This is a genomic window from Zavarzinia sp. (genome assembly GCF_041650655.1).
Classification (GTDB): Bacteria; Pseudomonadota; Alphaproteobacteria; order Zavarziniales; family Zavarziniaceae; genus Zavarzinia.
The window spans coordinates 23,430-43,992 of the sequence record NZ_JBAZKR010000032.1 but is presented as its reverse complement, the minus strand read 5'-3'; the positions used below and the strand labels follow the sequence as shown (position 1 = coordinate 43,992).

Below are 20,563 nucleotides of genomic sequence, written 5' to 3'. Positions count from 1 at the left end.
AAAGCGTCTCGCGATGATCTCAAGGCGCATTGGTCTGCCGGCAATCGGGAGATCTGCCAAGTGCCGCCGATACCGGCTGTGTACCCGCGCCGCGACCGTGCCGCAGCTCGGGCAGGTAGAGGAATTGCTCGCGTGACGAATGGTGATCACTGCACCCTTATCGTCGCAGACCGCACCATCGACCACGAAACCACGCGGGACCAGCGACAAGGTCCGGAGCGTAGCCTGCATGGCTTTGATTCTCCTCGAAGAATTCCCAGCCAGTCAGCACCCGGATTTCATCAAAAGTGAGTCAGAGCCAATTTTGCAGGCCAGTTGACACCCCTGCAACAGGACGCTCCCCCCAATCCTACTCCGCCGCCATCTGGGTCATGCGTGCCCGCAGGCGGCCAATGATCGCTTCGGCGAGGCGGAAATGGACAGGACGTGCGAAATGGGTCGGCGTCGGGACCTCTTTTTCGTTCTCGACGTAGTCGCGAATGTCGAACACCAGCACATCCGGAAAATCCACCAAGGCTTCCCTGACCCACTGATTGTATTCGGCGGCGTTCGGTATCTCCTTGCGCACGCCATCTTCGCCGACCGTGTAGGTATTCGCGAGCACCATGGCGATCGACGTGTTGGACGGAATGCGCGAGAGGACGACTCGAACGTTGTCCTTGAACTGCTCCTCGGAGATATAGCCCGCACGCGTGAATTCTGCCTGCACCGTGCGCGCGGCTTCGAGCGCCTTGGGGTCGGCCTTCTCCGGGTCCAAATTGCCCGGATGAAGCGGTGCATAGGGCACCAGCAGGCCCGACTCCTTGTGCTTCAGCATACCCATCCGCGCATCGGTCCAGAAGCTGATGACCGCCAGATTGGGGCCGTCGGCCTCCACGAACAGCTCGCTGCGCAGATCTTCCGGTGTGAAGCCGAGGCGGTAGAGCAACTGCGCCGATTCCTCCGAAAGACCGTCGGCGGCATGGCGGAGATACATGGAGTGCTCGAGCCGGAAGGCAATGTCGTAGCGCGGAAAATTGTGCTCGCCGAACAGGCTCTCGCCATATTTCGTGAAATAGTGAGCGAGGGCACGTTGCTCGCAGCCGCCACGAAAGACGATGCGGTTGAACATCTTCTTGCTGCGCACGGCGCCGGAGTCAGTCGTGACCTTCGGCGCCGCCTTGCCCTCGGCGATCCAGTCGATCGTCCGATCGTCGCCGACGACATCAGTGAGCACTTCGCCCACCACCTTCATGGACGGGCTGCCCAGCTTGCGATAGAGCCACGTCTCGACGCCCATGTTCAGGATGCGGCAGGAGAAGCAGAACTGCTGCAGCTTCGGCTTCTTCTTGTTGCCGAGTTTCACGGCGTAGAAGCCGACATGGCCATAATCGCCGTAGCGGTCGGAGACGCTCACGATACCCATGTTGATCGTCGGATCGGCGATCATCGCGCGCATCGCATTGCGCGCCGCCTCCAGGTCTTCGGGCAGCCGGATCTTAGTGAAATTCAACTGATTGGTGCGGTTCACCAATTCGATGGCGCGGTCGAGATTGGCCGCGATGTCGGTGTCGATCACCACCCTGATGTCACTTGCCCGGAGGAAGGAGGTGTTGTCGGCGCCGGCCTTCTTCTCTTCCGCCTTGCGGACTTCCAGCAGCTTGTACTGCTTCAGCCGGCTGAGCTTGGTGTCGTCCTTGCCGCGGAACAGCTGATCCTCCAGGATCGACGGAATATATTTCTCGTCCGCCAGCTGGAGGTCGGGCAGGAAATGGCGAGCCTCGTTCAGATTCATCGGGTTGTCGTCGATGAACAGGACCGAGGCCGGGCGCAATTGGACGTCATCGATCAGGCCGGCAATACGCTGGCCTTTGGGCTCCCAGTTGATGCTGGGGAAAATGAAATAATCCCAAATCCCGGCGTCGACGAGAACGGCCTTCACCGCCTCATGATCGTTCTTGGAGCAAATCGAGCTCATGATCCCGCGTTTTGCGAGCGTAATAACCATCTCGACATTGCGGGGATCGAGTTCGACACCGCCTTCGCTCAGAGTGCCCCGCCAAAAGGTTTCGTCCAAATCCCAAATAACAAGTCGAACGGGCTCAGCCATCGCATTCTCCCTTGCGGCGAAGCCGCTCTGGGCAGCAGCCTCGCCAGATCCTCAAATTATCACTCGGATGTGCCTCAACAAACTTTTTCATGGCCTCCCACACCAATGTGTGGCCGGCGAAGCGGAGATGGAGCGGCCGCAGCGGCCCCGTTAATCACTGTCCGGAATCCGCACTCGCCCAGGGGCGCGACATCCGAGATCAGGCGCAGACTCTGCTGGTGGGACAGTACCCCGACCTCCTGCCGCAATCTCTCTGCGTTGCAGCATAGCCAACACCGGCCACGCCGATCCAGCAAGAATTCGCCGCCCGACGAGCACCGCAGCCCTTGGCCCGACACCGCCGGAGTCTCGCCCTGCCGTTTCGCGGCACCGGGGCATTTCTCCCCAAGCGTGCACTTGCAGTGGCCCGACGTCGCTGGCGCGCAGTTTTTCGGGCGTCAGCCGGCAATGCGCCGGAGCGTCGTCAAGCCGCGATGAATCCGTCCAGCGGCCGCAGGTCGCCCGCCTGCGGAAAGACTTTAGAGGCCAGGATATCGCCGCCGATCCCGAAATGGGCAGCCGCGACGGTGGCGAAGACTCTGCGCCAATCGCCGGTCGGGGCGAGATCCCGCCCGTCCAGCAGCTTGTTGTCCGTCAGTCCCGGCCAATTCGCGTGAACCTTGGCGCCGGCGAGCGCGCCGCCAAGGGCGAAGCCGGCGCTGCCGGTGCCATGGTCGGTGCCGCTTGTGCCGTTGATTTGCGCCGTGCGGCCGAACTCGCTGGCGGCGAGCACCACCGTCGACGACCAGTGGGAGCCCAGTCCCGCCTTCAACGCGATCAGACCTGCCGCGAGTTCGGCCAAGCGGCCGGCGATTCTGCCGGTGGCGGCGCCCTGGTTGCTGTGGGTATCCCAGCCGAGCACGTCGATGGTGGCGAGGCGTGGGCCGTCGTCTTCCTTCATCAGGGCGCCGAGGCCGGCGAACGCCTGGACGAGTGTGTCGGTCTTGGCGCCGGTCGGCGCCGGGGCCTGCATCGTCGCCCCATCGTTCTCGTCGTCGAGCAGTCGGCTCGTGTCGCCGGCGATGGCCAGGGCCGAGTGCAGGGCGGCATCGTTCTGATACAGAATTTCGAGCTTCTCGAACAGACCGGGGGCCTCCGGCAGGTTGGGTCCGGGGTACCAAGTGGCGACCCTGGCCGAACCGCTGAGGACCAGGGGCACGGAGAAGCCGACGGCCATCGATGTGCCGGCATTCCCCATCGCCTGTGCCAGCCGGTTGAGCCAGCCCGACGCGCTGTCCGACGGGGCGATGCCGCCCGACTCGAGCACCTTCTGAGCGTCGAAATGCGAACGGCCACGGTAAGGCGAGGCGAAGGCATGGAAGGCCTGCAATTCGCCCGCCTGCCACAGCGGTTGGAACGGGCTCAGCGCCGGGTGCAGGCCGAAAGTCGAATCGAGCGGCAGCGCCGCCTCTGCCGTACCGTCGGCGCCGATGGCGAAGCGTCCACGCAGAATGGCGTACCTCGGGTCGCCGATGGGCGGCAAGGCGGTCAAGCCGTCCATGCCACCGCGCAAGACGACGAAGACGCAACGCTTCTCAGTGGCGGCGCGGGCGAGCGATACCCGAGGAATGCCTGCGGCCGCGAAAGCCGCGAGGATTCCGGTCAGGGCGTCGCGACGATTGACAAAGATCGGCATGATGGCCTCCCTGGACTGGGTCGTCGTCAGCTCAAGCTGAATTCGGTTCGCCGCCCGACCACACGTGACACGGCGTGATCAGGCCACCACATGACGCCGTTCGCCCGTCTATCGGCTAGCGACGCTGAAATTCCGGACTGGCGAGCAGCAGGGTAACGGCTTCCTCGCTACTGCCAGCCCCCAGAACGATGTCCCTCGACGACGACGAAGCAACGACGCCGATGGTATTCTCAAAGAGAGCTGCCACGTCGGTTCTCGCCGCCATCAGTTGGGCCGCCCGTTCCGCCAAGGCGATCCGCAACAAGAGGGCACTGGGCCCCAGCCATGCCTCCGTCCGATCCGGCCAGCCGGCCGGGGAGGGGGCGTCGAAGGATTGTTGGCCCATCTGGCGGAGGACGCCTTCCAGATGGCGTGAACTCCTGAAGACGTCGGTCGTATCGAAGGCGCGGCAGGTCGAGATGGCGAGGTCCCAGGGAGTCTTGAATTTGGCCAGCGGATCGCGCCACGAGGCATCGAGCCCGAGCAAGGCGCCATAGACTTTCATCAGGTCGCCCTGGCTGTCGACGAAGGTGGCGGCGATCGTCTCGACCGCGGCCGGCGGCGGGTCGTCGGCCACGAAATGGCGCACCAGCTTGGTCGCAATGAAACGGGCGGTGGCGGGCCGCCCGACGATCAGCTTCAGCGCCGCTTCCGTCTCGTCTTCGCCACCGTCGGCAATCGTCGTACCCAACAGGGTCTTGGCGCCCGGCTGATGGCTGGGCAGGTCGAAACCATAATCGGCGACGCCTTGATTTTGATCGCGCCGGCCGTAATTGACGCGCCAGCCGGTCAGAATGGCGGCCAGGGCCTTGATGTCGTCCTGTGTATAGCCGCCGTCGACACCGAGGGTATGCAGTTCCAGGATCTCACGGGCGAGATTCTCGTTCAGACCGCGCTTGCGCTGCCCCCCGCGCTCCGACTGGGGACCGACGGCGCTCGCCAGATCGAGGTAAATCAGCATCGCCGGATGCAGGATCGCCGCCCTTGCCAAGTCGATGAATTTGCCGGTGACATGGGGCAGGATCGCTTCACGTTCCATGGCGAAGGCGAGCGGCCCGACGCCGCCCTTGCGGGCGGTAACGGAGAAGTGATTGGACCAGAACAGAGCCAGGCGTTCACGGAAAGGCGCCGTGCTGGTCACCTGTCGCGCAAGGCGATCGTTCTGGAACGCCAGACGCGCATCATCCAGCCGCTTTTTCGCCTCGCTACCGGTGCCATCCTTGCGGCCGGTCGCGAGATCGCGCATGGCATCGATCACCGCACTTGAAAGCGGCACGGCGCCGGACGCCACCGGGCTGCTCAATTGCTCGAACAGGGCGGTGTGCGGATCGCCCGACAGGGCCAGCAACTCGCCCGGCCGGGGACCTAAACCAAAGCGATTGGCGGCAATGAATGCATTTTGGGATATCATCACACCAGATCCGCCCGATGCCGCATTGCCGCTATTCTTCGGCCGGCTCTTTGGCAAGATTGTGGCCGCGCCGCCACGACCAAAGTGTATCGCAACACGATTGTATCGCGCGTTGCCGCAGCGTAAAAACTGGCGCTGATCACTGCTGGTTCAGCCCTTTCCTTGCAGACCCCCGCGGGAAACCATGGGATTCCGCCAACGATAGCTGGAAAGGGAGAAATGGGAGATGAGTATTCGATGATAATTTATGATGGGAAGGCTATTACTGTTAGAGCGCAATTGGATCTTCCTGGAGATATTCTTGTCGCCACTTTCTCGCCGCGGAACGTTCACCGCGACATGTCAGACGTGGCGCCGGAGGATATGAACGCCGCGGGGGAGGAATTCCTCGAGAAGTGCGGACTGCCCGGGATATTTTTCATCTCCCGCGAAAACCACTGGTGGCAGACCTTCGAGATGGAAGAGGCGATCGCCGAAATCCGCAGGACGGGCCTGCTCGAGCGCTATCGCGAGGTCGTCACCTATGGCATGAGCATGGGGGGCTATGGGGCCCTGATGTTCTCGAAGGCGCTGGGCGCAAAGCGCGTCATTTCGGTTGCGCCTCAATATTCCATCGACAGTTCCGTCGTTCCTTTTGAAACGCGCTGGCCCGAAGACAGGCGGCGTCTGAAATTCATCCGCGACGATATGTTCGAGGGCCTGTCGAAGGAGAGCGACGTCTATCTGCTCTATGACCCCCGCTTTCGCGTCGATCATCTACACGCCAAGCTGGTCGAGGCTTGCCGGCCGGTCGACTCCATCTTGGTCACCCATTCCGGTCATCGGGTCGCGCAGGCGCTGCTCGACATGGGCCTGCTCAGCCGCGGCATCGAAGGACTGCTGCGCGGCACGTTGGACGCTCACGCCCTGCGGCGCCAAATCCGCCAGAATCGGCGTCTCTCGGCCTACTACCTGTCGACCATGTCACAGGATGTGGCCAAGCGCTTTCCGAAGGCGGCCGGCCGGCTCGCCGAAATGGCGCTGGCAATCGTCTCGGAGCAGCGACTGAAGGCGCCCCGCCCGGACTTTCTGGTGGGCGTGTTCGGTGCCCAGGTCACGAAGATCGTTCTTCAGGTCTGCAAGGTATTCCTGTCAGAGCATCGCTACGACGAAGTCTGTGTCCTGGCCGAAACCTGGAAAGGTGCGCTGCCGAGGGCGAAAGACGACCTGGACCTGCTGGTCGTGCAGGCACTGGTGGCCGCCGGAAAACGCGACGAGGCGGCGACCCTGCTCTGGCGCATCGTCGAGCAGCCTTCGCCATTGTCGACCAGGCAGCCGCAGGGGCTGATGCGGGTGGCATTGCAGGTCTTCGGCGCGATGCCGGGCGCGGAGGCTCTGCTGCGTTTCGTCGAAGCCAAGCGCAAGGAGATCCTGGCCGACGAAATGACCTCCGTTCGCTTGGCCGAACTGCTTCACGAGCGGCGGCGACCGCGCGATGCCTCGGTATTGTTCCGCGACGCCGCCCTGGGCTTGGAGGGCGCCCGCCGGTTCGACTTGGTGCTCCGGCGGGTCCACGGGCTGGTAGCGACAGGCAGCAGGCCGGAAGAGGCTCTGGCCGAGGGACGGCGCATGGCTTCGACCCCCCGCAGTGAGATCGACCGTCAGATCCTGCTCGCCGCGGTCTTCGAGGGGGTCGGCGATCTCCGTTCCGCCAAGGCGCTGTGGACCGAATTGCTGGCCAAAAGCCCGGGCCACGCGGTTGTCCAGTTGAACCTGGCGCGCATCCATTTGAAGACCGGCGACGAAAAAGGAGCTCGGCATCTCGCCGAACAATTGACCACGGCCGACCCCGGCAACCGCAAGGCGCAGGCGTTCCTTCGTCAGGTTCGGGGTGCTTGAAGGCCACCCGCAATCGGCGATCCGCCCCGTCGTTCATACGGTCGGGGGCGCAGACCCGGGCTGGGATCGGGCGCCGCGCAGACGAAGCATTGAGGGATATGCCCCTCAATGCTCATGCGGGCCCTCAGCATAAGCGGCGGGGGTCGTAACTAAACGGCGCGAAAGGTCCTCCGTCCGCCGCCGACAGGCACTGACCGGCGCTCAATCGAATTCCGTCGGAACCCGCTCGACTTTCCAGGTCACACCGGCGCGGACCCTTTTGGCCGGTGTGCCGAGGGCAACGGAGTTGGGCGGAATGCTCCTCGTGACGGTCGACCGGGCGCCGACCACACTGTCCGCGCCGACGACGACCCCCTTGTAGACATAGACGTCCTCAGCCAGCCAGACATGGTCTTCGATCACAATATTCCGGGCGGGATTGATGCGTCGCCCGCTCTCGAGATCAATCACTGAATGGGAATCCGAGGTTCGGAATCGAACATTGGCGAACAGGCAGTCGCGACCGATCTTGATCGAGCAACCTTCGTCCGCGAAAATTCGGCAGGGCTTGTTGAAGCGGGTGCCCTCGCCGATCGAGATTTTACAATCGCCACCGACAATCAGCTGCCCGACAATCTGAGTATTGGCACCAACCTCGATGACGCCATTTTTACCCCGGAAAACTGCGCGAAAATTCTTGAGCGTGGCACCCTGACCGATGATAAACTTGTTGCCCTCACCAAAGAAATCGACAGCACAAACACCGACTTCGCGCTTTGACTCACCAACAACTTCGTTGTTACTGTACTTATTGTCGATAATCATCGTGGAGCTCTTTCGTCGCCCAATACAACATTGCAGATTCCAGGAACAAGCGGTGAGTCACATCGGCATTCGGGGCCGTTCTCGCCCGGGGGCGTCACCCCGTGCGTGAGAAGATCAGATCGAGCCGCTTGAACAGCGCCCGCACGATGCCGCTGGACGGCCCCAGCTTCTCCGCCTCCCGGGCAGCCTCGGCGGCACCCTCCATGTCCGACAGGCTGATCAGGACCCGCGCCTTGAGAACCCAGAGGCCGGCCTTGTCGCGCTGGTGCGGCAGCACCTGGTCGAGCGCAGCCAGTGCCTCGCCGCAATTGCCGGCGGCATAGGCATCGCGCGCCTTGCGCTCCAGCTCGGCATCGGCTCGGCGGTCGACCAGGGGGCGCACGACACTGCGCGGGCGCGTCGCGACACGGCCTTCGCCGACGTCCCCACTTTCCTTCGACAGGGCCGCACGGATTTCCTCGCGGTCCTTGCAGAAGCGCTCACCCGGCAGCAGCCGGTCGAGCAGGGCGGTGGCGCCCGGCAGATCGCCGGCACGGGCCAAGCCGAGCACGCGGCGCTTCACAAAGGCGGCACGGCGCGGCGAGTTCCGACCGTCGGCGCAATCGGCGAAAAAACGCCGGGCGGCGGCCTCGTCCTTGTTGCGCAGCAAGAGAAGCCCGAAGCGCGTCGCCGCATTCTCATCCTGCAGGATGCGCTCGGCATAGGCCGATCCAAAGCGTTTGATCGCCCCGACATCATTGCTCTTTTCCAGGAATTGGATGCCGAGGAGCAGGGCGTTCACGAGATCGCTGCCGCGCGCCGTGGCGATCACACCCTCGATCGTCGCCAGCGCGCCGGCTTCGTCGCCAAGCGCGTGCATGGCGCGGGCGACCAGGGGATCGAAGGTCGGGCCGGTATCGGACAGGCGCGGCCGCCAGCGGTCCATGACCTCGATCGCCTCCGCCGGCTCGCCGCTGTCGATCAGATTTCGGGCGAGCTGGCCGGCGATGCGCGTGGCATCGGCCCCCGTATCGTCTTGACGGTAATATTCCGGCAGTCGCACGAAGCGCGCCTCCATCGCGTCGACAGCAGCCCGCGCCAGACGGGTGGCCTGACCGAGATCGCGCCGACGTATCTTGTGCGCGAAATTGGCCAGAATAAGAGGCGATTTCCGCCGGTTTTCCCGTATCCGGCGCTGCAGTTCCCGACTGTTCAGTTCGCCGCGCAGCAATTCCGCCATCGACTTCGACAGGATGCCCATGTCGTTGATCGCACGCGCGACGGTGTGAGTGGCGAAGGAGACCGGCAGCTCGGTCAGCCGACGATGGCGGCGCAGCAGGCTGATATGAGCGCTATCATGTGGGAAGAACGGGTCGAACATCACAATCACTTCGCCCGACTTGATCAGCCCCTTGTCCATGTCGTCATAGATGAAACGCAGGCGCGCCCGGTCCTCGGGCCAGCGCGTCTCGAAGGCCACGACGTTGCTGTCGAGGGAATACTGCGGCGCCACGGCGATCGCCCGGTCCGCACCGAGCGCCGCGGAATACATCAGCGCGCCATAGCCGCCCATGCTCATGCCATAGGTCGAGACATGGGAGAATCCGCTCAGCAGGCCGCGCGACCGGATCACCTCGATCGCCTCGAACATTTCGGGCGACTGCCACCAATGGTTCCAACGGGCGGTGAAGAACAGGGCCGGAATGCCCGCCTTGGTCATGAATTCTTCGCCTGGGCCCCGCAGATCGCGGGCTGGCGTGGTGTTGACCCGGCCGTGCCCATTGCGGGCGGAAAAGACGACCACGGCGAAAGCCACGCCGGGAGTCAGCTTGGCTCTGACGGCGATATCCTTGCCGTCATAGACGACGGCCTCGTCGCCGATCGTCGTTTCCTCCGACATGCCGCCCTCGTCGCCCGACACCTGCACCTCGCTACCCAGCGTGTGGGCGCTTGCGCAGGTCGTCGATCTCCTTGATCTCGGTCAGCACGGCTTCGAATTTGTTCAGCGGCACCATGTTGGGGCCGTCGGAAGGCGCATTGTCCGGGTCCTGATGGGTTTCCATGAAAACCGCGGCCATGCCGACCGCGGCAGCGGCCCGCGCCAGGGGTGGCACGAAGCGCCGGTCGCCGCCGGACGAGGCACCCTGGCCGCCCGGCTGCTGCACGGAATGGGTGGCGTCGAACACGACCGGGAAGCCGGTCTCGGCCATGATCGGCAGCGAGCGGAAATCGGTGACCAGCGTGTTGTAGCCGAAGGAGGCCCCGCGCTCGCACAGCATGATCCGCTCGTTGCCGGCGGCGACCAGTTTTTCCGCCACGTTCTTCATGTCCCAGGGGGCCAGGAACTGGCCCTTCTTGACATTGACCACCCGCCCGGTGACGGCGGCGGCGACCAGAAGATCGGTCTGGCGGCAGAGATAGGCCGGGATCTGCAGAACATCGACCACTTCGGCCACCGGCGCGCACTGTTGTGCGTCATGGACGTCGGTGATCACCGGCACACCGACCGTTTCCTTGACCTCGGCGAAGATCGGCAGGGCGGCACTCAGGCCGACGCCGCGGTTCGACTTGATCGAGGTCCGATTGGCCTTGTCGAAGGAGGACTTGAAGATCAGCCCCACGCCGACCCGATCACAGATTTCCTTGAGCGCAGAAGCCATCTCCAGGGCGTGCTCGCGGCCTTCCATGGCGCAAGGACCGGCAATGACCGCGAAAGGCAGGTCGTTGCCGATGGTCAGCGACCCGACCGAGACGTGGCGTGCTTGCGTCATCTGCGAACTATCTCCCTAAAATATCCATCAACATATAAGCGTAACAGTGCTGTGGCGCACCAAAATTACGGCCGAGCCCCCTCCGACCAAATGAGTGGCCGAAGCGCCCCCGGTCTACTCGAAGATTTTCACGACGCCGGCCGCCTGGAAAACGACCTGCATCACATCCTTGAAGAACTGGAACCCTTTGAATGTCACGGCCGGCGGCACGATTACTTCGTCGCCCGGGCCGACGCTCGGATTGGCACCGAAATCGACCACGCCATTCTGATGACGCACAATGATGTTTTCCAGATCCGCACGCTCGGACGGGCCACCCGCCACCTTGATGTAGTCCTGGGCGCCGAAGCTGCTTTCCCACACGACGGTCTGCGGGATGAGCACCTCGCCCGAGATGTTGACCACGGTCGAGCGCTCGGGGATGAACACCGTATCCCCGTCCTCGAGACGGAGGTCGCGGACATTGCCCTGCGCATCGGCGACGACGACCAGCCCGTCCGGCTTGATCGTGCGGGCACGGGCGATGAACTGCAGGACCATGTTCGCTTCGGTCGAGCGCAACGCGGCCTCGCCGTCGGTCTGCACCACGGCGGTGAGCAGGCTCCGCTGAAGCCGGTCGAGCGAGTCGGTCAACGCGCGCGACTGGAGGTCGGCCACGCTCGTCCGCTTCAGGTAGATCGCCTTCGGATTGGCGAATTTGCCGTTGATGGCGACATAGTCGAGCAGGCCGAGCAGGCTCGTCCCCTTGTCGACGACATAGGTCGAGGGCCCCTCGAAGGTCCCTTCCAGCTTCACGGTGACGGTCTGGACGGTGGCGTCCTGGTCGAAGGTGACCGTGTCCTGGTCCTGCAAGATGTAAGACGAGAAACGGCCGATCGGGACATATTCGGAGAAGGGCGTGCCGCCGCGAACACCGGCGACCAGGGCATGGGTGACGCCGGGCAGCGGACGCGACAGGTCCATCAGTTCACGGCCCGTCATGGTCTTGCCTTCGAATTCGAAGATGGCGCGGGTGCGCACCATGCCGTCGGCCTTGGCGGCGCCATTCTGTGCGCCGACCACGATGGTGTCGCCTTCCTGGAGGATGAGGGGCGGCAGGTAGCCCTTGACCAGGAATTCATAGAGGTCAACCTGGAGCAGCGGCCGTTGGTCTCGGATCACGGTGATTTCGCGGAACGAGCCGCTGCTCTTCACGATGCCGCCGGCGCGAGCCAGGAAGTCGATCACCGAATCTTCGGGCGCGCCGGGATAGCGGCCCGGCCGGACGACGAAGCCGGTGACGAAGACGCCCATGCTGCGGGCATTGACGATGGTGGCATAGACCTGCACCTCGCCGCTGTAAGAGCGACCGATCTGGCTTTGCAGCGTCTGGGTCAGGTCGCTCGCCCGTGTGCCCTTCACCTTCACCGCGCCGATGTCGGGCAGGAAGATGTTGCCCTGCGGGTCGACGCTCTGAACGATGTCCTGCTGCACTGCGCCGAACATGCGGACCGAGACGGTGTCGCCGACCGCCACGATCGAATTGGCGCTGGCGCCCTGCTGGCCGGTCGGAAAGCCGCCATAGGCGAAAGTGGTGGCGCCGAAGAGATCGAATTCTCTCGTCGACCGATCCTGGGACACGGCGGGCGGCAGCGGCGGCGGCGCGGTGATCTCGGCCGAGACCCCGCCGGGGGACAGGGTCTGCGCCTGGGCGGCCGTCAGGTGACCGGCGCAACCGGCCGCCAGGGCCAGAATCGTCAAGATCAGGACGAAGACACCGGGAAAGGGCCGGCTTCGGTAATCTCCGACCTTGGTGGCGATCCCATGAATCATCGTCACTGCCATCACCGCTCACATCCTCTGCCCTGCCGGGCATAAGGCCCCCGGCATGGGGGCCGAAACATAACATGGTCGGAGCGTAGCCGAAACCACGTTCGGCCGGCCTGGCCGACTTGCGGCGGGTCGACGAAGCCGCTAACGTGCGGCGAAGCGAAGCGAAGCGCGAAAGGCCGGGTGGATCATGGCGGAATTCCGAGCCCTTGGGGGTTTCCGGCCGCGGCTTCTCATGCTGGGCACGGGCGTCGCCGTGCTGCTGGGCGGCTGTGTCGTGCAGGCACCCGAGGCCCAGGTGACCGGCCCGGCGGCCGAACCGGCCCATTCCATCGTTGATCGCACCGGCAAGACTTGGCTGGTGCGCACCTCCGAGACATATCTCTCGGCCTCGAACCGTGATTGCCTGCGCGTCGTCCTGACCCGGAGCGAAGGCAGCACCAGCACCACCCGCGCCGCCTGCGGCACGCCGGGCGCCTGGAAAATCAGCCCCAGCCTGAACCGCGACTCGGCGGGCGGCGATCTCGACGACGTCGTGATCCCCTACGAAGGCGCCACGAGCGCGTCGTAACGTCCCGACGCGGCGCCCAAGGCGCGCGCCCAGTTCCCGAAAATGCCGCGCCGCGCGGCGGCATTTTGCCGCCGCATCAGACGATGTGGTCGCGCAGCCCGCCGTAGAGCAGCCGGATCACGACCCAGCAGACCAGGGCCCCCAGGAACACGTAGAACGTATCCATCAGTCGGCGTGGATAGAGCGGCTCCTCGGGTGCCCGGGGGGGCACGACACTGACGATGTAGCCCTTTTGCCGCCGCGCTTCGGCGAAGGCCGACTCATAGGCCTTCAGTGCGACCGCATAGGTGTCCTGTGCGATCGTCTGTTTCAGCTTCAGGAGGGAATATTGCTCCAGCACGGTGGCGAGAGCATTGTTCTCGCCGGTCAGACGCTGTTGCTCCGCCTCGATCTGTGCGTTGAGCGCCTTGAGCTGATTTTCGAGATCGACCAGATTGGGCGTGTCCCGCTGCGAGACTTGGCGGGCACTGCGGATCTCCGCCTGCACCTTCGCGGCCTCGGTCTGCAGGCCGGAAATGATGTTGCTGATCATCTTCAGGGAATCTTCAGGGTCGATCAGGTTGTTCTTCACCCGGAACTCGCGCAGCCGCTCCTCGACGTCCTTGATCTGAAGTTCCTTTTCGGTCACCTCGCGGCGAGCCGTCGCCAGATAATCATCTTCCAGGCGCTTGTTGTATTCGTTGATCAGATCCTCGCTCATCGATGATATGGACGATGCGAGCGTATAGGCCATCTCTGGCGTAAATGCCTTGGCGTTCAGAATGATATACCCGGTAAATTCATCGTAGTAGATTTGAACATTATTTTCGAAATAGGCATATTTCTGTTCAAAATCGGCCGATTTTGGCAGGCGTGCATAGAAATCGATCGCTGGGTCAGAGTAGTGCTCGGCGAACCCTATCTTCGGTTCCAAAATGCGCAGCGCCTCTCTGGAGCGGACAAAGCGCACGATCGCATAGGATTCCTCACGCCCGACGAGCAGCCCCGTGTTCGAGGTCAGGACGCTCATGAGGCTCGAGGTCTTGGGCGATTCGTCAACGCTGCGGACAGCGATGACGGCTTCCGTCTCCCAGATGTCGGAGGCGAAAAAGAACATGTAGACAGCCGTCACCAACGTCGGCGTCAGGACAAACAATAGACCAAAGATCAATGCATACCTTCGCTCCCGGCGGACGGCCGTCCTTGACTGCAGCGGTGGCGCGCGGCGAATGTCTGCCTGTTCTTCCCCTAAAAAGACCATTTCAGACATCACCTATTCCTCGTCGGAGTCCGCTTGGCGCAGTTGCTGCGCGTTCCCGAGCCCGGCCGCATTGAATGCAGCCACGGCCTGGTTAACATCGTCATATCGTGTCAGGCGTCCGCCACCAACCGTATAGGCCACATCGCACATGGATGCCATCAGGCGTGGGTTCTTGGTCGCGAAAACGATGGCGGCCCGCTTCTGCAGCGTCGCGATTCTGTCCTGGATCCGGCTTTTGAACTCCGCGTCGCCGCCGGCGACCATCTCGTCGATGACATAGCATTCGAAATTCATCGACAACGGAATGGCGAAGGCGAGTCGAGCGCGAGAGATATTGTCCAACGTGCTGATGCGAGCATCGAGCGACTTACCCAGTTCTGCGAATTTGTTGACCGCCCGGATGAGATCAGGGGGATGAGCGCCATAGAGCAGCGCCGCGATCCTGATGTTGTCGCGTACCGTGAGGTTGGCCTGGAAGCGGCCGGAATTAATCGGCCAGGAGACGGTCATGTCATGGACGACCTGACCGTAGGTCGGGCGGTCGTCACGGCAGATCAGATTGATCACGGTCGATTTGCCCGACTTGGGGGAACCGAGGATCCCGGTGGTTACCCCCGGCTCGAAGACCGCGTCGACGCCGTCGAGGATGACCGTTTCCCGCTTCCGGTTGGTTTCGATCTTCGTCACGTCATGGAAAGAGATCATTTCTCGGCCACTTTCTCACGGGAGGCGCGCTCGCAGACCAACCCCGCCATCAGAAGCACCGCGCCGAACTTCAATACATAGGCCGGCTCCGATTGGGCGGAGTCGTAGATGGTGAAATAAGCGGCACGCCCCATATCGGTCAAATGCAGGAGCGGGTTGTAGAGCGCATAGGGCGCAACAAACGCCGGCATTTCCGGGATGACAAAGAATGTACCGCTGACGAAGAAGAGCGCACGCAACAGAAGAGTGATCGGCCGTCTCAAATAGGGCGCATAGAGAAAGAGAAGGCCAACAACCAGGCCTAGCGAAAAACCGTAAATCCCCATTGCGATCATGATGATCAGTAATTCAATTGGATTACTGATCGGATCCGAGAAGCCAAACCAGATATAGAATAAAAAGAAAAGTCCCGCAATGGCACAGAAAAGAAAAATATTTACTATCGCGGTCGCAATCGCCACATCCAATTGGGTGACATTGGGAAATCGCATCAAGCCGGACTTTTCGCCGATGGCCTCTGACGACAGTAAGAATGTTGTTCTAAAGACAAAGAACGAAAAAACACCGATCGAAAGAAAAGGAATCGCCTGCATTCCGCGATGGGCCGGGGCATCGGTGATATATCGCAATATCGAAAACAGAATCACCATCCAACTCATGGACAGGATCTGGTTGAAAATGCCGAGGGCACCACGAGAAAAACGCGCCCGCAGGTCGGCGTAGATGAGTGCACTCAGGACGCTCTGCTGTACGCTGAAAGCATGGGCTATGCGTTGCATGGCTCTATCGCTTCTTCCATTGCCTAATCAAAGGCAAGCACTTGCGCCCCTTACGGCATCCAAGTCGGTTTCGCGACCATACCGTCAAACGGGCTGCGGTGTTAGTGGCTGGGTCGAGGATGTAAGGGGTCACCACGTCTTCGACAATGGCGACAGCGGTACATTGCACTCACCCCGGCAGACAACCATGCCCCCTTCATCAATGTGCACCGGCCGTCCGTGGGCGGCCGAAACGATCGGCTCGACCATTCAAAAATCCATTTCGGAGTTATTCGGCATCCGGGCGCATCGCCTCACCAGCCACGCGCGGCGATGACTTCCTCCGCGGCCTCCTCGACGCTGCAGGCCTGCCCCGTCTGCGACGAGACGTAACGCCCGTGCCTGACGAACATCAGATAGACCAACTCCTCGATCGTCGCCGTCTCTTCCGGCAGCGGAATCGCCGGGCAGCGGTCGACGGTCAGGCCGAGGCCGGCGTAGAACGGCTTACCGTAGCAGTGCACCCGCTTGCCCGCCATGAGCGCCTCGAGCCCCAGGACCGAATCGCCGACATAGACGGTGTCGACGATCTCGAACAGGGAATAGGGGCTGATGTCCGCGTCGTAAAAATCGACCGGTGCCACATAGCGTTGGAACTGGCGGTAGGCCTGGGCGAAGCAGCCGTTCGCCCCGGCCTTCTCGCCGATCCCGGCGGGATCGCTGTAGACGATGACTTCGGCGTCGCCTTCTTCGCGCAGCACGTCGTGCACCATGCGCTCGAAATCCTCGGGGCTCGCGGCCGCGGGATCGAGGGCCGGATTCGAGGGCAACTGGTCGATCACCATCACCTTGCGCCGCCCCGGCTCGCCCAGGCGCGGCGTCAGGACCGGCAGCTCGTGATAGGACGACAGGCGCTTCGCCACCAGGAGGTCGATCAGCGCACGGGCACGGGCGACGCGCTCTTCCGCACCGTCGGTGCTGCGCAGCTTGACCAGGCGTTTGACCCGGATCGGATCATAGGCCATGGCCAGGTCGTCGATCATCAGCGAGACGAGCTGGCGTTCCTCGAGCGGACGCCGCGACCGCCCGACCAAGCCTTCGGTCACGGTCACTTTCGGCCGGTTCAGCTCGCGCGCCAGTTTCACCAGGTTCTGGCGCGCCCGGTGATCGGCAGCCGGCCAGTCGACGAAGGCTTCGGAGGCCGAGACGTTGCGTTTCAGGTTCACCTGGTTCACCGGCACGTCGACCATGGTGCGGGCGCGCAGCATGGCGCGCATGGCCTCGGCCTGGACCGGGGTCAGCTTGCTGGCGCCGGCCAGGGCGACGACATCGAGCTGCCCGGTCTGGCCATGGACGAGGCGGTGAACGGTGCTCTGGCGGTGCGGCACCTGCCGTTCGCCCTTGGCGATCTGGCGGAGCTGGGAGGCGATGCGCCGCGAGGCTCGCCCGTCGAATTCGCCGTTCGAGAAGAGCTGTGCCGCGCGGGCCAGCTTCTCCGGATCCGGCGCCCAGGCCGGCTCGCCGAGCAGCGTGGGCAGAATGGCGAACAATTCATCGCGCGTGCGGACGAAGGGAATGCCAGCCTCTTCCCAGATCTGCTGGAACTCGACGTATTTGAGCGACAGCGCCGGCCGGCCGAGCAACACGCCTTCGAACAGCATGGTGCTGTTGATCGAGGTAACCAGATCGGCGTGATAGAGCGCCTCTTCCGGTGGCGCCAGATAGCACACGGCATCGTCGACCGCGCCCTGGGGCGAGATCTCGATCTGGTTGCGCAGGGCCGGGATCAGAATGTCGTCCTTGGACGGCGGCAGGCGCACGATCAACTGCATGTCATGCGCCAGCGCATAGTCGAACAGGTCCTTGATCGCCTCGCATTGGGCCGAGCGCGCCGCCTTGGTGTCGAGCTGGCTGTCGAGCGGCTGGGTCGCGAAGATGATCGTCTTGCGGCCCGGATTGAGGCCGAAGATGCCATGGTACTGCGCCCGGGTCAGGGACGGTTTGTAAGCGTGATAGGGGTCGAACTTGGGTGCGCCGGTGATGACCAGGCTGCGGGCCGGATAGCCGCGCTCGAGGAAAATCTCCTTCTGCAGGTCACCCCAGGCGAAGACGATGTCCGCGATCGGTACCGAGGCGCGCGCCAGCGGATCGACATAATACATGTCGCGGCTGACGAAGACCGACTCGTGCGGGATCAGGATGCGCGGGATTTCGAGCTCGCCGCACACCGTCGCGATCTGACGCATGATCGGCGCCCAGTCGAAGGTGAAGATGACGCCGGCGATCCGGCTGCGCAGCGGCACCAGCGCGCGGATCAGCAGGCGGCGATAGAGATCGGGCATCTCGCGCGCGAAACGGAAGATGTCGCGGCGCAGCGTATTGTCGTCGATGCCGCGGAAGATCTCGAGCGGGGCGATCGTATAGTCGTCCGGCGAGGCGATCCGGCCGATCACCTTGTCGCCGTGTTCCTTGATCCAGGGCACATAGACGAAGACCGGCTTGTCCGACGCCAGCGCCGCCTTCAGCTCGTAGCCGATACCGTCCTGGAACCAGTAGGGAACGGAGAAGGCTTCCGTGGGCGACCGCGCCGGGCCGCGCTCGGGGACCTGTTGCGGTGCGGCGCCCTTCTTGACCGCCACGACCTTCTTCTTGGCCGCGCCCTCCCTTCTCGCCGGTGCGGGTGTCGCGGGCGGGGCGCCGCCCTCGAGGAACACTACAGGCGCCCGCTCTCCACGTGTTTCCATGGCCATCGCATCGATTGTCTGACGAAGGTTGATCGGCTCGCCCGTGCCGGGATCGAAATATTTGGGATACAGGATGTAGCTCGCGGCGAAGAGCTGATCCGCGGTCAGCGCCCTGCCGCGCCGCGAGACCTTCTCGCGGTCGTCGGTCAGGCCCCAGCCGGCGTAGAAGGGCGACCCCATCACGGTCACGTCGTAACCGCGCAGCAGCGCCTCTAAACCGCCGAGGGAGGTGATCGTGTAGACGCGGTCCACGCCGGTCAGGGCATCGTCGAGCGAGGTCGGCTCCTCGAGGATGGTGACGCGCCCGGCGAAGTCCCGCACCTGCGCCGCACTGCGGCGATTGGCCAGCACGTCGGGATGCGGCTTGTAGATGATCTGGGCGTCCGGATTCTCGCTGATCGCGACCGCCAGCAACTCGCGGGCCGAGCGCACCGTCTGACTGCCGAAGAGGATCGAGGCATCGTCGTCGTTCTGGCCGAGGACGAGGATGCGCTTCTTCCGCTTGGGGCCGTAGACCTTGCCGGCGACGCCGCTCGAAGGCTCGTTGTATTTGGTCAGACGCTGCGACAGCAGCAGGGTGAGGCAGTCCCGCGCCTCCTTCATCAACGCCTTGTCGGCGTTGAAATCATAGGTATTGAGCAGGTTTTCCAGCCCCGAAGGCCGGGTCGCATCGAAATAGATGCCGACCTCGTCGAGGCAAAGGGAATAGGGGACGATGTGATTGGCGCCGAGCCCGACGGAGCGGAGAAATCCGTCCTCCATCCACCAGATCGGGACGTTATTCTTCTTCGAGAATTCGATCAGATCGCTAGGATATTTCATACCCCAGACGATGAAGACCGGATTCTTCGTGCGGAGAACCCTTTCGCCACTCTTCTCGATGCTGTCCTTGAAGCTGATGTAGCGGAGGTTGAGTTCGGGGAAACAATGTTGGAGGTGGGCCCGCTTCCAGGGAGCGAAATTGATGCACCAGGCGGTGCGGTCGTATTTCTTCCCCCCCAACAGGCCCTGGCGCAGTCGCTGGACCAACCGGCCGAATCCGCCGCCGGTATTGGCGGGAGCAACCTCCGGCCGGGCCCGCAGCCCAAAACCGACATCCGTCATTCAATCGACCCCACTATCCCGGCTTCCCCACTGCAATGTCGGTATCGACATCGAAACAGCATACTGTCATCTTGCCGCTGTGTTTCTGCGGACTCTATTTAGCGCATTGCGGCACAGAACGTCACGTCATGTTTTCGGCACCGCAGCGAGGCACGGGTTGGCTTTGTTGCAGCACTGCGATCGGCCTGATCGAGAATTGCGGTAATATATCGGGGGGTCGCACTTGCGTCGTGAATTATTGCTTGAATTGAAATCGCTGGGAATTCTGGTTGCGGCCGGCGGTAGCATGAGCGCCATCACCACTCTGACCTGCGAACCGCCCGTATTGATCAACGCTGACATCAATGGCCGCTTTCGTGTCGGGGCCTTCACTTATATTCGCGGCAGTTCCCGCATTTCCCGCGGCCTCAAGGAAGTCGGCCGCTACTGCTCGATCGCCCCGGGCTTCAGCGCAGGTGACGGCAATCACCCGACCGACTGGCTCTCCACCCACCCGTTCCAGAGCGGCGACCCCCTGGTGTTCCGCCAGTGGACCAAGACGCGGGCGAACGACCCTCGCTTCATCAAGCCGATCACCAAGTCGATGGCGACCGTGATCGGCAACGACGTCTGGATCGGTGCCAACGTCACCCTGCTGCCCGGTGTCACCGTGGGGCATGGCGCCGTCGTCGCCGCGGGTGCCGTGGTGACCAAGGACGTTCCGCCCTATGCGATCGTCGCCGGGGTGCCCGCCAGACTGCTCCGCTACCGGGTTCCGGAACGGCTGATTCCCGAGCTTCTGGCGCTCCAGTGGTGGCGCTTCGAAGCGGATTCGCTGCTCGGCGTGCCGTTCGACAATGTCGAAGCCGCGATCGGCAAGGTGCGGGAGATGGAAGCCCGCGGCAAGCTCGTGACGATCGATCGGGAAGTCACCTTCGGCCCCAACGGGATCGTCGAACGCAGGGGAACCGCGGCCTGACGGCTGGCGGCAGCCCGGATCGCCCCGC

At 63.2% G+C, this 20,563-nt stretch carries 16 protein-coding genes; 4 read left to right on the top strand and 12 right to left on the bottom strand.

The window, feature by feature from the left end:
* From WC493_RS09505 to WC493_RS09490, 4 genes are all read right to left on the bottom strand, one after another.
* Positions 1-231: transposase family protein (locus WC493_RS09505; protein WP_373064921.1), on the bottom strand; the 231-nt coding region annotated here is incomplete at its 3' end.
* 118 nt (positions 232-349) lie between these two features.
* Complete coding sequence (locus WC493_RS09500) at positions 350-2,089, bottom strand: HAD-IIIC family phosphatase (RefSeq protein WP_373064919.1); 1,740 nt, start codon at positions 2,087-2,089, stop codon at positions 350-352.
* Positions 2,090-2,552: 463 nt separating this feature from the next.
* Entirely contained in the window at positions 2,553-3,764 is a 1,212-nt protein-coding gene (locus tag WC493_RS09495; RefSeq protein ID WP_373064917.1) for a DUF1501 domain-containing protein, read from the bottom strand.
* A gap of 115 nt (positions 3,765-3,879) precedes the next feature.
* On the bottom strand, positions 3,880-5,151 hold the full coding sequence (locus WC493_RS09490) for a DUF1800 family protein (protein WP_373064925.1): 1,272 nt from the start codon (positions 5,149-5,151) through the stop codon (positions 3,880-3,882).
* Here WC493_RS09490 and WC493_RS09485 point away from each other — a divergent pair.
* Positions 5,048-5,353 carry a hypothetical protein gene (locus WC493_RS09485; protein ID WP_373064927.1) on the top strand — a complete coding sequence of 102 codons (306 nt, stop codon included), beginning with the start codon at positions 5,048-5,050 and terminating at the stop codon, positions 5,351-5,353. The two genes, WC493_RS09490 and WC493_RS09485, sit on opposite strands and share 104 nt — an antisense overlap.
* An 80-nt stretch (positions 5,354-5,433) precedes the next feature.
* On the top strand, positions 5,434-7,092 hold the full coding sequence (locus WC493_RS09480) for a tetratricopeptide repeat protein (RefSeq protein ID WP_373064915.1): 1,659 nt from the start codon (positions 5,434-5,436) through the stop codon (positions 7,090-7,092).
* A 201-nt stretch (positions 7,093-7,293) separates the two neighbouring features.
* On the opposite strand, the gene WC493_RS09475 is transcribed toward WC493_RS09480, so the two are convergent.
* The 4 genes from WC493_RS09475 to WC493_RS09460 all read right to left on the bottom strand — a co-directional run bounded on the left by WC493_RS09475 (position 7,294) and on the right by WC493_RS09460 (position 12,470).
* Positions 7,294-7,896 carry a hypothetical protein gene (locus WC493_RS09475; protein WP_373064913.1) on the bottom strand — a complete coding sequence of 201 codons (603 nt, stop codon included), beginning with the start codon at positions 7,894-7,896 and terminating at the stop codon, positions 7,294-7,296.
* A gap of 94 nt (positions 7,897-7,990) precedes the next feature.
* A complete protein-coding gene (locus tag WC493_RS09470) occupies positions 7,991-9,775 on the bottom strand; it encodes a hypothetical protein (protein ID WP_373064911.1) in 1,785 nt (594 codons plus the stop codon).
* A 31-nt stretch (positions 9,776-9,806) separates the two neighbouring features.
* Positions 9,807-10,646 carry a 3-deoxy-8-phosphooctulonate synthase gene (kdsA, locus tag WC493_RS09465; RefSeq protein WP_373064909.1) on the bottom strand — a complete coding sequence of 280 codons (840 nt, stop codon included), beginning with the start codon at positions 10,644-10,646 and terminating at the stop codon, positions 9,807-9,809.
* 114 nt (positions 10,647-10,760) lie between these two features.
* Positions 10,761-12,470 carry a polysaccharide biosynthesis/export family protein gene (locus WC493_RS09460; protein ID WP_373064907.1) on the bottom strand — a complete coding sequence of 570 codons (1,710 nt, stop codon included), beginning with the start codon at positions 12,468-12,470 and terminating at the stop codon, positions 10,761-10,763.
* A 220-nt stretch (positions 12,471-12,690) separates the two neighbouring features.
* On the opposite strand from WC493_RS09460, the gene WC493_RS09455 reads away from it, so the two are divergent.
* Positions 12,691-13,026 (top strand): hypothetical protein, encoded by a 336-nt coding sequence (locus WC493_RS09455; protein ID WP_373064905.1) that lies wholly within the window; start codon positions 12,691-12,693, stop codon positions 13,024-13,026.
* A 76-nt stretch (positions 13,027-13,102) separates the two neighbouring features.
* On the opposite strand, the gene WC493_RS09450 is transcribed toward WC493_RS09455, so the two are convergent.
* From WC493_RS09450 to WC493_RS09435, 4 genes are all read right to left on the bottom strand, one after another.
* Positions 13,103-14,275 carry a hypothetical protein gene (locus tag WC493_RS09450; RefSeq protein ID WP_373064903.1) on the bottom strand — a complete coding sequence of 391 codons (1,173 nt, stop codon included), beginning with the start codon at positions 14,273-14,275 and terminating at the stop codon, positions 13,103-13,105.
* A 3-nt stretch (positions 14,276-14,278) separates the two neighbouring features.
* Positions 14,279-14,971 carry an ATP-binding cassette domain-containing protein gene (locus WC493_RS09445; RefSeq protein WP_373064901.1) on the bottom strand — a complete coding sequence of 231 codons (693 nt, stop codon included), beginning with the start codon at positions 14,969-14,971 and terminating at the stop codon, positions 14,279-14,281.
* Entirely contained in the window at positions 14,968-15,750 is a 783-nt protein-coding gene (locus tag WC493_RS09440) for an ABC transporter permease (RefSeq protein ID WP_373064899.1), read from the bottom strand. Before WC493_RS09440 ends, WC493_RS09445 begins: the two co-directional genes overlap by 4 nt.
* A 293-nt stretch (positions 15,751-16,043) precedes the next feature.
* Complete coding sequence (locus WC493_RS09435) at positions 16,044-19,502, bottom strand: hypothetical protein (protein ID WP_373064897.1); 3,459 nt, start codon at positions 19,500-19,502, stop codon at positions 16,044-16,046.
* Positions 19,503-19,863: 361 nt separating this feature from the next.
* Here WC493_RS09435 and WC493_RS09430 point away from each other — a divergent pair, with 361 nt between their 5' ends.
* On the top strand, positions 19,864-20,535 hold the full coding sequence (locus tag WC493_RS09430) for a CatB-related O-acetyltransferase (RefSeq protein WP_373064895.1): 672 nt from the start codon (positions 19,864-19,866) through the stop codon (positions 20,533-20,535).
* Positions 20,536-20,563 lie beyond the last annotated feature (28 nt).

What these genes read in the sequence shown, in the direction of transcription:
- WC493_RS09500 (WP_373064919.1), bottom strand. Translation starts at nt 2,089, where the DNA reads ATGGCTGAGCCCGTTCGACTTGTTATTTGGGATTTGGACGAAACCTTT.
- WC493_RS09480 (WP_373064915.1), top strand. Translation starts at nt 5,434, where the DNA reads ATGGGAGATGAGTATTCGATGATAATTTATGATGGGAAGGCTATTACT.
- WC493_RS09430 (WP_373064895.1), top strand. Translation starts at nt 19,864, where the DNA reads ATGAGCGCCATCACCACTCTGACCTGCGAACCGCCCGTATTGATCAAC.
- WC493_RS09460 (WP_373064907.1), bottom strand. Translation starts at nt 12,470, where the DNA reads ATGGCAGTGACGATGATTCATGGGATCGCCACCAAGGTCGGAGATTAC.
- WC493_RS09450 (WP_373064903.1), bottom strand. Translation starts at nt 14,275, where the DNA reads ATGTCTGAAATGGTCTTTTTAGGGGAAGAACAGGCAGACATTCGCCGC.
- WC493_RS09455 (WP_373064905.1), top strand. Translation starts at nt 12,691, where the DNA reads ATGCTGGGCACGGGCGTCGCCGTGCTGCTGGGCGGCTGTGTCGTGCAG.
- WC493_RS09485 (WP_373064927.1), top strand. Translation starts at nt 5,048, where the DNA reads ATGGCATCGATCACCGCACTTGAAAGCGGCACGGCGCCGGACGCCACC.
- kdsA (WP_373064909.1), bottom strand. Translation starts at nt 10,646, where the DNA reads ATGACGCAAGCACGCCACGTCTCGGTCGGGTCGCTGACCATCGGCAAC.
- WC493_RS09495 (WP_373064917.1), bottom strand. Translation starts at nt 3,764, where the DNA reads ATGCCGATCTTTGTCAATCGTCGCGACGCCCTGACCGGAATCCTCGCG.
- WC493_RS09440 (WP_373064899.1), bottom strand. Translation starts at nt 15,750, where the DNA reads ATGCAACGCATAGCCCATGCTTTCAGCGTACAGCAGAGCGTCCTGAGT.
- WC493_RS09475 (WP_373064913.1), bottom strand. Translation starts at nt 7,896, where the DNA reads ATGATTATCGACAATAAGTACAGTAACAACGAAGTTGTTGGTGAGTCA.
- WC493_RS09445 (WP_373064901.1), bottom strand. Translation starts at nt 14,971, where the DNA reads ATGATCTCTTTCCATGACGTGACGAAGATCGAAACCAACCGGAAGCGG.
- WC493_RS09470 (WP_373064911.1), bottom strand. Translation starts at nt 9,775, where the DNA reads ATGTCGGAGGAAACGACGATCGGCGACGAGGCCGTCGTCTATGACGGC.